General features: G+C 71.9%; 13 protein-coding genes and 1 pseudogene. 7 read left to right on the top strand and 7 right to left on the bottom strand.

Annotation, left to right across the window (positions count from 1 at the left end; translation table 11 throughout):
• Positions 1-142: 142 nt before the first annotated feature.
• Positions 143-1024 (bottom strand): SDR family oxidoreductase, encoded by an 882-nt coding sequence (locus tag AC07DU_RS25450; protein WP_479029735.1) that lies wholly within the window; start codon positions 1022-1024, stop codon positions 143-145.
• A gap of 90 nt (positions 1025-1114) precedes the next feature.
• Between AC07DU_RS25450 and AC07DU_RS25445 the strand changes: the two genes are divergently transcribed.
• The 5 genes from AC07DU_RS25445 to AC07DU_RS25425 all read left to right on the top strand — a co-directional run bounded on the left by AC07DU_RS25445 (position 1115) and on the right by AC07DU_RS25425 (position 3990).
• Positions 1115-1582 carry a MarR family winged helix-turn-helix transcriptional regulator gene (locus AC07DU_RS25445; protein WP_479029732.1) on the top strand — a complete coding sequence of 156 codons (468 nt, stop codon included), beginning with the start codon at positions 1115-1117 and terminating at the stop codon, positions 1580-1582.
• 154 nt (positions 1583-1736) lie between these two features.
• Positions 1737-1979 carry a hypothetical protein gene (locus AC07DU_RS25440; RefSeq protein WP_479029730.1) on the top strand — a complete coding sequence of 81 codons (243 nt, stop codon included), beginning with the start codon at positions 1737-1739 and terminating at the stop codon, positions 1977-1979.
• Positions 1976-2428: a hypothetical protein gene (locus AC07DU_RS25435; protein WP_479029727.1), complete on the top strand. Its 453-nt coding sequence runs from the start codon at positions 1976-1978 to the stop codon at positions 2426-2428. The genes AC07DU_RS25440 and AC07DU_RS25435 overlap by 4 nt, the downstream gene beginning before the upstream one ends.
• 102 nt (positions 2429-2530) lie before the next feature.
• Positions 2531-3391 (top strand): metalloregulator ArsR/SmtB family transcription factor, encoded by an 861-nt coding sequence (locus tag AC07DU_RS25430; protein ID WP_479113780.1) that lies wholly within the window; start codon positions 2531-2533, stop codon positions 3389-3391.
• The gene (locus AC07DU_RS25425; RefSeq protein WP_479113778.1) at positions 3388-3990 is read left to right on the top strand and encodes a dihydrofolate reductase family protein; all 603 of its coding nucleotides are present in this window, start codon (positions 3388-3390) and stop codon (positions 3988-3990) included. The genes AC07DU_RS25430 and AC07DU_RS25425 overlap by 4 nt, the downstream gene beginning before the upstream one ends.
• A 48-nt stretch (positions 3991-4038) precedes the next feature.
• On the opposite strand, the gene AC07DU_RS25420 is transcribed toward AC07DU_RS25425, so the two are convergent.
• Entirely contained in the window at positions 4039-4524 is a 486-nt protein-coding gene (locus AC07DU_RS25420) for a VOC family protein (protein ID WP_453370620.1), read from the bottom strand.
• 130 nt (positions 4525-4654) lie between these two features.
• Positions 4655-6019, bottom strand: coding sequence for a (2,3-dihydroxybenzoyl)adenylate synthase (locus AC07DU_RS25415; protein ID WP_479113776.1), 1365 nt, complete (start codon positions 6017-6019; stop codon positions 4655-4657).
• Between the two features lie 307 nt (positions 6020-6326).
• On the opposite strand from AC07DU_RS25415, the gene AC07DU_RS25410 reads away from it, so the two are divergent.
• Positions 6327-6761 (top strand): SUKH-3 domain-containing protein, encoded by a 435-nt coding sequence (locus AC07DU_RS25410; RefSeq protein WP_479113774.1) that lies wholly within the window; start codon positions 6327-6329, stop codon positions 6759-6761.
• A 109-nt stretch (positions 6762-6870) separates the two neighbouring features.
• Here the strand turns inward: AC07DU_RS25410 and AC07DU_RS25405 are convergent, their stop codons facing one another.
• On the bottom strand, positions 6871-7755 hold the full coding sequence (locus AC07DU_RS25405) for a class I SAM-dependent methyltransferase (RefSeq protein ID WP_479113772.1): 885 nt from the start codon (positions 7753-7755) through the stop codon (positions 6871-6873).
• 116 nt (positions 7756-7871) lie between these two features.
• Here AC07DU_RS25405 and AC07DU_RS25400 point away from each other — a divergent pair, with 116 nt between their 5' ends.
• A complete protein-coding gene (locus tag AC07DU_RS25400) occupies positions 7872-8477 on the top strand; it encodes a TetR/AcrR family transcriptional regulator (protein ID WP_479113770.1) in 606 nt (201 codons plus the stop codon).
• A gap of 108 nt (positions 8478-8585) precedes the next feature.
• Here AC07DU_RS25400 and AC07DU_RS25395 read toward each other — a convergent pair whose 3' ends face one another.
• The 3 genes and pseudogenes from AC07DU_RS25395 to AC07DU_RS25385 form a co-directional block, all read right to left on the bottom strand.
• Positions 8586-10040: a hypothetical protein gene (locus AC07DU_RS25395; protein ID WP_479113768.1), complete on the bottom strand. Its 1455-nt coding sequence runs from the start codon at positions 10038-10040 to the stop codon at positions 8586-8588.
• 332 nt (positions 10041-10372) lie between these two features.
• Positions 10373-11091 (bottom strand): annotated as a pseudogene (locus tag AC07DU_RS25390) (IS5 family transposase); the annotation flags it as partial.
• 72 nt (positions 11092-11163) lie between these two features.
• Positions 11164-11616: a hypothetical protein gene (locus AC07DU_RS25385; protein WP_479029702.1), complete on the bottom strand. Its 453-nt coding sequence runs from the start codon at positions 11614-11616 to the stop codon at positions 11164-11166.
• Between the last annotated feature and the right edge of the window lie 215 nt (positions 11617-11831).

Raw genomic sequence — 11831 nt, 5'->3', positions numbered from 1 at the left:
GCCCAGGGGTACGGCTGCCCGTACCGCGCCTCAGTGTCCCCGTGCCACCGGTGCCGCCGTCGATCTTCGTCGGGGCTTCACCCGCAGGTGGGCGTGGCGGGGAGTCGGGGTGACGTTCGGCCGCGGGAGCCGGGGGATGGCGTCAGGCGACCCAGGTTCCCGTCATGCCGAGCACGGCCGCGCCGTCCTGGTCGGCCAGTTTGGTCGCGGTGAAGTCGCGGGCCCACTGCGAGGTCTGGAGGCGGAAGGCGGGGTGCTCGGCGGTCAGGGCCTCCATGACGGTCTCGGCCGCGCCGGCCGGGGTCTGGGCGGCGTCACCGGCGAACTGGGCCACCGTACGGTCGATGTAGTGCCGCAGGCTGTCGGCGTACGGTCCGGCCGCCGCGATCCGGGCGTCGAGGTCGAGCCCGATGTTGTTGACGAACTCGGTCGCCACCGCGCCCGGTTCCACGACGGACACGCTCACGCCGACGGCGCGCGCGACGGGCGCCAGGCTCTCCATGTAGCCCTCCACCGCGAACTTGGCGGCGCAGTAGGCCTCGTTGAAGGGCTGGCCGATGACCCCGCCGACACTGGTGACGGTGATCAGGCGGCCTCCGGTGGCCCGCAGGTGGGGGAGTGCGGCCTTGGAGACGTTCAGTACGCCGAAGAAGTTGACCTCCATGACCTGGCGGACGTCGGCGACGGTTTCGAGTTCGAGCGTGCCGAGGTGCCCCGCGCCGGCGTTGTTCACGACGGCGTCCAGGCGGCCGTAGTCGGCGATCACGCCGTCCACGGCGGCGGCGACGGAAGCCTCGTCGACCACGTCGAGGCGGCGGATGTCGATCTCGACGCCCGCCTCGGCGGCCGCCTTGCGCAGGGCGTCGGCCCGACCGGTGTCCCGCAGGGTGGCCACCGTGCGCCAACCTGCCCGGGCTGCGGCGATGGCGGCGGCCAGCCCGATGCCGGAGGAGGTGCCGGTGATCAGGACGGTGCGCAGCGGGGCGCCGGGGGTGGTGGCGGAGGAGGGGGTGGAGGTGGTCATGGGGGACCTCTCAGAAGCGGTCGGATTTATGTGCGTGCACACACACTATAAATTTATGTGCGTGTGCACGCAACCCGTAGACTGCGTGACATGCCGAAGAAGCTCACCGAGGCCGAGATGCCGGCCGCCGACTACGCGTTCTACGGGCTCGTCTGGGCCGGTACGACCATGACGGACCGCGTCGACAAGGCCCTCGTGAAGGCCCACGACCTGCCCGTGTCGTGGTTCGAGGTCATGCTGTGGCTGGCGTCCAGCCCCGAGCCCGTACCCGCCTCCGTACTCGGCAACAGCACCCTGCTCAGCCGCAGCCAGGTCTCCCGGGTCGTGGACGCCCTCCAGGGCCGGGGCCTGGTGACCCGCACGCCGTCGGCGCGTGACGCGCGCTCCGTGGAGGTCTCGCTCACGCCGGCCGGGCGTACGGTGTTCGCCGAGGCGGACGCCACCCGGCGCGAGGCCCTGGCGCCGGTCTTCACGGACCTCCTCGACGCACAGGACCTGGAGGCCCTCGGCACGGTATGGCGCAAGCTCAAGGCCGCGAAGGGCGCGCAGGGGGAGTGACCCGCAGGGGGGAGTCACGGCCACCCGTTTGGATCGGGGGAATCGCGGCTTCACGCTGCCCCTTCTAGCGTCGCCTGGGGGACTGCCCGCCCGGATCGGGCATCCCGACCTCGCCGGCGCTGAGGGCGCCGACCCCCCTTCCGAAGGGCATGCCATGAAGAACAGCAAGAACGAGTTCAAGTTCGTCGTCACCGGTGTGGAGCTGACGGAAGAACAGCAGGCGCGGGTGAGTCTCGCCATCGCCCAGGCCGGTGCGCTCGCCCTGGGCGACCTCGCGCCGCGCGACGCGGTCGGGGTGCGGCTGGACCCGAAGGTCTGGTGGCACGGCATTCCGAAGGAGGGCGTGGTCCGGCAACTGCAGGAGTTCGCCGCCGAGGAGGTCGGGCTGCAGCGGTGAGCACGGTGACGGCCGGCCAGGAAGAGGGGCCGCTCGGGCAGCCGCGCGCGTGCCCGAGCGTCACCTGTCACGAGGGTGCGTCCCTGCTGGGTGCCATGACCGGATCGGGCCGGCTGGCGTACCTGCCCATGCCCGTGCTCGTCGACGCCGCCTTCGCCGACCGGCTGGAGGCGACGGGCCGTCCCGAGAGCCGGTACCGCTTCACGGGCCCCTGCTCCGAGGGCGCCTGCCCGCAATGGACCGGGACCGACTGCGCCGTGATCGACCACATCCTTGACGATGAGCCCCCGAGCGCAGGTGCGCTGCGGGAAGACGCGCCGCTGCCCGCCTGCGGCATCCGGCGTACGTGCCGGTGGTTCGCGCAACGCGGCGCGGCCGCCTGCGCGGTCTGCCCGACGGTCGTGGCGGATACCGGCGGAACGGCCACCTACCGCTCGGCGCGCGGATAGGGCGGCCCCCGGGGGCCTTCAGCTGCTCTCCCATGCGAGCCGGGGCGTCCGCCCCGGATTATTCCTTGACGAGAATATTCGTTGTGGTGAATGCTTTTCGCCATGGACGCACTCCTCACCGCACTGGCCGACCCGGTCCGCTGGCGGCTCGTGAGCCTGCTGGCCGAGCGCCCCCGCTCGGTCGGCGTACTCGCCCAGCTCGCCGGGGCGCGCCAGCCGCAGACGACCAAGCACTTGCAGACCCTTGAGCGCGCCGGCGTCGTCACCTCCGAGCGCACCGGTCAGCGCCGCGTCTACGCGCTCCGGCCCGGGCCGCTGCGCGACCTGGCGGCCGCGCTCACCCGGCTCGCAGACACAGCGGAGCGGGCCCCCGAGGGCGGCGGCCCGCTCGCGACCTACGAACGCCACGCGCTCAGCCTCGATGCGGAGCGGCTCGCCGCACAGCGGCCGGGGTGGGCCGACGGCCGTTCGTTCAGGTTCCGGCGGTCTCTGGCGGGGAGGCCCGAGCTGGTCTGGCGCCACTTGAGCGACGCCGCCCTGCTCGCCCGGTGGTGGACGCCCGACGACCTCCGCGTCAGCGAGCTCGTCTTCGAGGCGCGCGTGGGCGGGCGGATCGTGCAGGGGTACCGCGACGCCGAGGATGCCGACGGCTCCGACCTGGTCGCGGGGCGCGCGGAGGGCGTGGTCGAGGACGTACGCCCCCATGAGCGCCTGGCCTACCGGCTCTCCCCGCTGCTTCCCGGCGGCGGCCCCGCCTTCACCGCCCACGTCGACTACGACCTGCGGCCCACCGATGACGACACCGGCACGGACCTCGACGTCCACTTCCGGATCACCGACAGCACCGTCGACTCCGCGGACTTCATCGCAGGCATCGAGATCGGCTTCGGCCAGAGCCTCGACACGCTCGCGGCGGTCATCGCGGCGAACCCGCACGGCATCGACACGAGGAGTACGAAGTGACAGAGCAGACCGCCGGCCGCAGGGTCGTCGCCAACATGAGCCTCTCCCTCGACGGCCGATACGCCGCGCCGGACAACCCCCAGGACATGCGCTGGGTGATGCCGTACGCCCACACCGACGTCGCCCGCGACCACCTGGCCGGCCTCTGGGCTCCGGCGACGACGGCTCTGCTCGGCCGGGTCAACGCCGAGGGCTTCCTCGGCTTCTGGCCCACCGTCATCGGCATGGAAGGGGCCGACCCGCGCGACGAGGGCTTCGCGAAGTGGCTCGTCGACACGGAAAAGGTGGTGCTCTCCTCGACCCTCGCTGACGCACCGTGGGAGCGGACGACGATCGTCGACAAGCCGACCGCCGAGGTGGTCACGGACCTCAAGGCCACCGAAGGCGGCGACATCCTCGTGCTCTCCAGCGCGAGCGTCATCAAGGCGCTCCTGGCGGCGGGCAAGGTCGACCGGCTGGCGCTCACCGTCTTCCCCGTCTTCCTCGGCGGCGGGCCGCGCCTTTTCGACGACGGCCTCCCGGCGGACCAGTGGGAGCTCGTCAGCCAGCGCGCGGGCGAGCACGGCACGTTGGCCCTCGTCTACGACCGGGCCCACTGAGCGGGCCCTGCCCGCCCGGTGCCCTGGCGGGGAACCGGGCGGTTGAGTTCACGCGCCGTCGGGCGTGGACCCCATGGAGCGCACGGCTTCCCCGAACCGCTTCTCCATCTCCTGCGGCGTGACGTCCTCGATGTGCGTGGCGATGCTCCAGCGATGGCCGAAGGGGTCCTCGAACTGTCCGGTGCGGTCGCCGTAGAACTCGTCCCTGACCGGTGACAGCTGGGTGGCGCCCCCGGCCAGGGCCTTGGCGAAGACCGCGTCGACGTCTTCGACGTACACGTGCAAGGTGACCGGCGTGCCGCCCACCGCCTTCGGCGAGCGGAACCCCATGTCGGGATACTCGTCCGCGAGCATGATGACCGAGTTGCCGAGCTCCAGCTCGGCGTGGCCGATCTTGTCTCCGGGTGCGGCCATCCTCATGCGTTCGTGTGCGCCGAGCACCGAGACGTAGAAGTCGATCGCGGCCGCGGCTCCGTCGATACAGAGGTACGGCGTGACGCGCGGGGATCCCTGGGGAACGGGCTGGACCGTCACCGGCCTCCTGCCTTTCCGGACAGTGACGGTCACCGCCGACCGCCGCCTGCGCCCACAGATATCCCGCCCCCGCGGCACACGGCCCGCGCCGCGCTGCGGGCGGGCCGCGGATACCCCGAAGGGCCGTGACTCAGCGGCCCCTGAAGTCCGCGAGACGGCCGGTCACCACCAGGCTGCCGTCCGGGGCGCGCCACCCGAGGACTCCGGTGCGGAAGTAGCCGTCGCCGGTGAAGGAGCGTGCGTTGTGGTCGGGCGCCCGGTAGTAGCCGCGCAGGGTGTACGGACCGCGGGCGAGGAGTTCGCCGGGCTCCCCGTCCGGCACGTCCCGGCCGTCGGCGCCGACCACGCGGACCTCGTCGTCGGGTGAGAGCGGGCGGCCCTGCGTCGCGAGGACGGTCTCGGCCGGATCGTCGGGCCGGGTGAGGGTGAGAAAGCCCTCGGCCATGCCGAAGACCTGCTGGAGGCGACAGCGCCATGCGGGGCCGATCCGTTCGGCGGTCGCTCGGGGCAGGGGCGCCTCGCCGCAGACCTGCACGAGGCGCAGACTGCTCACGTCGGCCCGGACCGTGGGAAGTGCGTCGAGCCAGCGCCGGGCGACGGCGGGTCCCACCGTGGTGAGGGTGACCCGCTCCCTTGCGATGACCGGAAGGCATACGGCGGGGTCGGGGCTTTCCACCAGGACGACGGTTCCGCCGACGGAGAGGGTGCCGACGATGCCGGGGCAACCGAAGGCGAAGGCGCCATCGGCGGGCAGCGCGGCGAGGTACACGTCGTCCTCGGTGAGCGACACCAGCTCGGCGGCGGCCCGCACCTGGTAGGTGTAGTCATTGTGGGTGCGCGGCACAAGCAGGGGCGCCGCGGCCGTAGCGTCGGAGGGGAGGAAGAACGCCACCTCGTCCGCGCTCTGCGCGAGCGCCGGCTCGGGCGGGGCCTCGATGGAGCCCAGCGGGCTGTACTGGCATCCCGACGGGTCGGTCGTCAGACCGCCGTACGGGGTCTCCTCGCCCGGGACCTCCCAGGTGAACACCCGCCGCAGGAAAGGCCCTCGGGCCGCGATGTCCGCGGCCATCGCCGTGTGGTCGAAGCCCTGGTACGTCGACGGGCCGACGTAGCCGACGGCCTGGGTGACCTGTACGAGGCGGGGCACCTCGGACCCGCGGTACGAGAGCGGGCAGAGCACCGGGACCGCGCCGGCGCGCATCAGCGCGAAGACGGTGATGACGAACTCGGGAACGTTCGGCAGCTGGACGACGACCCGTTGCCCGGCCCGCAGGCCGCGCAGCCGGAATCCGGCCGCCATGCGGTCCACGCGCCGGTTCAGCCGCGCGTACGTGAGGCGGGTGGCGCCGTGCACGAGCGCGGTCCGCGGTCCGTACTGCAGGGCCCAGCCGCGCAGCAGGTTGTCCAGCGTGTTGCCACGCCAGTGCCCGGCTGCCCAGTAGCGGTCGACGAACTCCTCCGGCCAGGGCGTGCAGCCGTCGAGCATGGATGGCATCCGCTTCCTTCTGTACGAGGCCGGGTCCTTGGGGCGACCCCGGCGACTTGACCTGGGCAGTCCAATCGGCCAACGCCCCTCTGCGCAATGCGCTGTCCCGACCAAGGACGCTGCGCTCCCTCAGCAGAAAGCCCAACCGGCGCCGCTGATCAGGAGGAATGGTCCGGACACCGCCAACTCGGCTTGTCGCCAGGGCGGCCCGCCCTGGAAGGAAACGGCGACCGCGCACCTCGCGTAGCGAGCGATGTGTGCCCGTCCGGACGCGTATGAGGTCGTGGGCCGCACGAGTGGGGGAGACCGTGTCGGCTTGGAGACGGCCGATCCCGCCGAGGCGGTCGCGTTCGCAGCCGGTCTGATCCATGACCGGCAGGCGGCTCAGGGCAAGGGGCCGCACGCCTGGGCGGCTGAGGCGGAAACAGTGCTGCGGGGTGCGGGATGGCATCCCGGGCGAAGCATCGACACGACCGTGTGGCGAGAGCGGCTGGAAGCGGACGGCTTTCGTATGCACGCTGCCGCCGCGGGCCTTCTGCGCGAGTTCGGCGGTCTGACGGTGGCCGGCGGTGGTCCCGGGATCACCAGAGCGCGGGAGGCGTTCTCACTCCACCCGCTGCATGCGCTGGGCGAGGACGACCGCTTCGGCGAGTGGGGCGAGGAGATCAGCCGCTGCCTCTTCCCCGTGGGCGAACTCGGCCACGGTCACGCGTTCCTCGGACTGGACGAGCAGGGGAACTGTATGTCGTGACCAGCTGGCTGGCCCGGTTCGGCCGGATGCCCGAGGCCATGGAGAACCTTGTCCTCGGGGTGATGCCGGTCCGCATGCCCGACGCTGACCACTGAGGCCCCCTCGGTCATCAGCCGCGCGCGGGCCGCTCCCGTACGGCGGTGACCAGCCAGGAACTGCTGCGCAGCCAGAGCGCGCCGGCGTCCTCGTAGGGGCGCAGGGCCTCGATCAGCGCCCCGCGGGCGCGCTCCTGCACCTCGGGCGTGACCTGGCTGAGCAGGTGGCGCCCGGGGCCGGAGTCGAGCAGGAAACCCGCCGCGTCCTCGGCGTCCCTGCCCCAGTTCCCGGCGGCTTCCACGCGCTGCGCGCCGCCCTCCTCGAAGCCGGCTGCGGTCAGGAGGGCGAGCGTGTGGTCGGGGTCGGTGAGCGAGAACATCCCCGGAGCGCCGGGCGCGCCGAAGCCTCCGAGGGGCAGGATGCCGCTCAGCGAGGCCAGTGCGCGGAGCCACTCGTTGGACTCGGCTTCCGCCGCGCAGACGAAGGCCAGCCTGCCGCCGGGGCGCAGGGCGCGGCGGATGTTGGTGAAGGCGGCGACCGGGTCGGCGAAGAAGGTCATGCCGTAGCGGCTGATGGCCGCGTCGAAGGACCCGGGCTCGAACGGGTGGACCTGGGCATCGCCCTGGGTGAACGACGCATTGCGCACTCCCTCGTGCGCGGCGCTCGCCCGGGCCCGCTCCAGCATGGGATCGGACAGGTCCAGACCCACGGCCCGGCCCCCGCCCGTTCGCCGGGCTGCCAGGCGGGTGGTGCGGCCGGCGCCGCAGCCGATGTCCAGTACGTGGTCGCCCTCGCGGATGTCGGCGGCGTCGAGCAGGCTTTGGTTGAAGCCGTCGTTGATGGCGTCCCAGCGTTCCTGGCTGCGGGCCCACTGCGCGCCCTCGTAGCCGTTCCAGGCTTGCGCCTGCGCGGCGTTGGCGGGGGTGGCGGTGGTGGCGGGGGTGGCGTTCCGGTCCATGCGGCACATCCGTCCCGGCGGGGACGCCGAGCATCCCCGACCCGTAGTATGGGCAAGTGCCCAAACAGTATGGGCACTTGCCCATAGGTGCAACAGGCTTAGCGAGAGGGGTTGTTGTGTCACCTCGTGGAGTGGCGATTCCGGACCTGCGGGAGCGGCTGTTCGCGGCCGCGGAGCGGGTGGTCGCGCGGGACGGTGCCGCGGCCCTGACCAGCCGCGCCGTCACGACGGAAGCCGACTGTGGCAAGGGGGTCCTGCACGCGCACTTCGCCGGCCTGGACGAGTTCATCGCCGAGCTCGTCCTGGACCGCTTCGCCCGCAGCGCCCGCCACGCGGAAGGACTGGCCGGCCGGGTCGGCCAGGGCAGCGTCGGGGGCAACCTCCAGGAGATCGCGCTCGCCCTGCTGGAATCCCTGCACCCCGCGGTGGTCGGCCTGGCCATGACCCGCCCGGCGGCCGCCCAACACACGCGGGAGGGCTTCCGTTCCGGCGCGCCGGCGTTCGACGCGATCCAGCACTCCCTGACCGCCTACCTCCGCGCGGAGCAGGACGGCGGACGGGTGGACCCGGGGGCCGACGTCGCCACGATCGCCCTCGCGCTCGTCGGTACCGTCCACCACCTGCTGATGACGCGCGCGCCGGGCGAGGGCGCGGATGCGCGGGACGCGACCGCACGCCTGCTCGCCGTCCTGCTCGGCCCCGACCCACAGGGGCGCCCCTGATCAAGAGCCCGGCACACCGGTGCCGATACGCCGACCAGCCCCGGGCGGCGAAGGCCACCCGGGGCTGGTCGGTCGCACCGGCATCGGTGTGCCGGTCCGGCGGAGCGATCAGGCGGCGGGCCGGCTGGGGGAGGCCGAGGCGCCTGCGCCGCCGCTGGTGAGCGGCCACTCGCGCGTGAGGCTGCCCAGCGGGATGCGGTGCTCCAGCAGCGGAGTTCCGAAGATGGAGAGCTGCAACTGGAGATGGCCGTTCAGGTCGAAGCCGCCGTAGAGGCCCCAGGTCGCGACGGCCGACGCGGCGCCGTCCGTGGCCGCCGCCGCGGTGGCGGTGGCCTCGCCGCGCAGGTACGGGGCGAAGTCGGCGGCGAGTCCGACCATGCCGTACAGGCCGACGGACGCCTCTGCGCCCAGGGTGGTCTTCGCGGTGCCCGCGGCCGTGACCGACGCCTTGACCGGTGAGCTCTTGACGTTCGAGCTGCTGGCCGGGGTCCAGCCCTTGCCCTTCGCGTAGTCGGCGCCGACCCGGAAGTCACCGCTGACGTTCTGCTCGACGTCCAGGGTGATGCGGCCGTCGGCCTCCACCTGGAGGTAGCAGGTCAGGTCGAGGTTGACGACGACGGGCACATAGCCGACCTGGATCACGGGGTCGGCGTGCAGCTTGGCGAACGGGATGCGGTGCTTGACTCCGCCGGCCGCCCGGCCCTTGAGCTGCCACTGGGCCTGCCAGGCGCCGGACATGCCGAGGTGGTGCCGGTGTGCGCTCCCGTCGTACGCGAACTCCACCTCGGGCGCGAGCTGCACGAATCCGGAGACCGAGGCGGCGGCTGAGGCGGGAGCGCCCTCGGCGGTGGCGATGGCCGTGCCGACGTCGAGGCGCAGGCTGCCGAGGGGCAGCTTGGCGCCGTTGGGCCCGAAGCTGGCGCCGCCGGTCTTGGCCCAGGAGACCTTCACGCCCTGGAGCAGGGGTTCGACGGCTACGGTCGACGGGTCGACCGGGACCTGTCCCTCGGCCTTGTCGTCGGCGAGGAGCGCGCCGAGGTCGGACGGCTTCGTCTCGACCTCGGTGCCCTGAGTGGTCTGGGCGCCGACCTTGGTGACCTCGGCGAGCAGGCCGTCGGGGGCGCCGGGTACCGGGGCGCTGGCGATGATGTCGCCCGTCTTGACGGGGGCGGGGGCAGGGGCAGAGCCAGGGGCGGAGGCGGAGGCGGAGGAAGAAGCGGAGGGCTTGGCGCCGGGAGCGGTGCTGGGGCCCGGGGAGCTCTTATGAGCCTGGGATATGACGGCCCGTCCGGTGCCCTTGTCGAACGAGGCGACCTTCAGCGAGGTCTTGCTCGCCGTGGAGCCGCCCGCGCCCGGCCGCGTCACGGCCGCAGGGGTGGCCGCACCGGCGGGCGCCGCGGCGACGTCGAGCTGCTGGGAGCCGTCGGGGGCGGACGCGCGGGCGGTGGAAGAGGCAGCGGCGGCGGAACCGGCCGCGGTGGAAGGGGAAGAGCATCCGCTGGCAGCGAGGGCTAGCGCGGTCAGAGTGACAGGGGCCAGGAAAGTCCTGGTGAAGGCACGCACAGTGGTCCTCCGGCGATGGTAAGAGGGGGGTCAGCCGGTGTTACCCGGTGTAGTACTCACGGGTAACGATGCGGAAGCATGCCATGGGCTCACTGCCATGTCACATTGCCTGTGCGTCAATGCACGACTACAGAACGCAGTTGACGTTCCGTCAGGAATGGGGCCGCGCAGCCCGTCCTGCCTTGGCGCAGCAGCCCGACATCAGGAAGGGCGGGTCACGTCCCGCCCCGCGCCGACCGGGCCGTCCCGGCGTCTACCGCCCGCAGTTGGCGCGAAGTCGGCTCAATCTCGGCCGAATCCTCCGCTGAACACCACATCGGCCGGACCCGCACTTCGACGGTGTTCCGCTGCTTGTACGCCCAACGGTCGAAGGTCGGAGGGCGGCCACCGGCCCCGCCGTTTGCGGTTGGCGATCTGGTCGGCGGCCTGCGGAATCACGGCCTTGATCTTGCGCCTGCGGAGGCGTTCGCGGATCGCGCGGGACGAATAGGCCTTGTCGGCCAGCACGGCTGCGGGCCGGGGCGGTGGGTGTCCTATGGCCCGTTCAACCTGGATCGCTGCCATGACCTGGGGGAGAGCGGGGGCGTCCCCCCTGGCCGGGCGTGACGATGAACGCGAGGAGCCGGCAGCGTCCGTCGGCGGCGAAGGGGATCTTTGTGGTCAGTCCGCCGCGGGACCGTCCCAGCGCATGGTCGTCCGGCTCGCCGTCCGGGGCCCCTTTTGACGGGCCCCGGCGGCGTGCTGGTGGGCACGGACGATGGTGGAGTCGACCGCGACGACCCATTCGAGGTCCTCTTCAGCGTCGGCCTGGGCGAGCAGGGTGGCGAGACCCGTTCCCACGTGCCGTCGATCGCCCAGATCCGCAGCCGGCTGTAGGCACCCTTCCAGGAGCCGAAGCGCTCAGGCAGGTCCATCACGGCGTACCGGCGCGGTACTTGAACACGAGGGCGTCGACCACCTGCCGGTGATCACGCCACCGCCCACCACGCTTGGGCGTCCGGTCCGGCTGCAACGGCTCGATCCGCGCCCACTGCGCGTCAGCCAACGACACACATCAACCAACGATCAGATGATCATTAAGAAACGGCCCAGCACTCGGCCGATGTGAACTCGGCAGCAGGCCTCAGCGGACGGGGTGTAGAACCGCTGTGTAGTTCTCTCCGCCGTACAAAGACTCATAGCGGATCACGAGCGTGACGCGTCGGTTGATCAGGTCCTCGACGTCTGCGTGGCCGTGCGGGTCATAGCCTGCGACGCTCAACAAATACTGCTCGTAGTCGGTGGCGAGTACTTCTCCCCGGTTGAAGGTCACAGCGGCCGGGCTCACCGGCAGGCCCTCGCGGACGCGGTCAACACTGGATTCACACCATGCACCGATCGTTTCGCCATCGACTGTCAGCAGGCTGTCGACCACGACCGCAGGGCCAAGCCCGGAGTTGATGAGCCGGATCCCCGCTCTTCCCCCTGCCGGCCAGCCCCTATGGAGTTGCAGTACCGGGCGTACCGAGTGCCGGTTGTGCTGGCGCATCGCGCGCGTTTGGTAGATCGACACGACCAGCGACGCGACAGCGATCACGACGGCACATATCGCTGTAACGGTCTCCGCCCTCATCCCATCCCCCCGGTAGAGTCTCGTTGCCCGGACGATAGCCGAGCCGAGCACCGTCTCACGACTCGAGCTCGGCCGTTTCCAGTCTCCTGGCCGGCAGGGGAACCGACCGGGCCTCCACCCTCGACCGTGACGCATGCCTGAGGGTGCGGTAGCCAGTCCCGGACTGCCACACCGGCTCA

It is taken from the genome of Streptomyces sp. NPDC045695, assembly GCF_056432025.1.
Note: the sequence above shows the minus strand (reverse complement) of the source record. Positions and strands in the feature narration are given on the sequence as shown.

Excerpts from the sequence above, each read along its gene's own strand:
- AC07DU_RS25450 (WP_479029735.1), bottom strand. The coding sequence starts at position 1,024 with ATGACCACCTCCACCCCCTCCTCCGCCACCACCCCCGGCGCCCCGCTG.
- AC07DU_RS25445 (WP_479029732.1), top strand. The coding sequence starts at position 1,115 with ATGCCGAAGAAGCTCACCGAGGCCGAGATGCCGGCCGCCGACTACGCG.
- AC07DU_RS25440 (WP_479029730.1), top strand. The coding sequence starts at position 1,737 with ATGAAGAACAGCAAGAACGAGTTCAAGTTCGTCGTCACCGGTGTGGAG.
- AC07DU_RS25430 (WP_479113780.1), top strand. The coding sequence starts at position 2,531 with ATGGACGCACTCCTCACCGCACTGGCCGACCCGGTCCGCTGGCGGCTC.
- AC07DU_RS25415 (WP_479113776.1), bottom strand. The coding sequence starts at position 6,019 with ATGCCATCCATGCTCGACGGCTGCACGCCCTGGCCGGAGGAGTTCGTC.
- AC07DU_RS25405 (WP_479113772.1), bottom strand. The coding sequence starts at position 7,755 with ATGGACCGGAACGCCACCCCCGCCACCACCGCCACCCCCGCCAACGCC.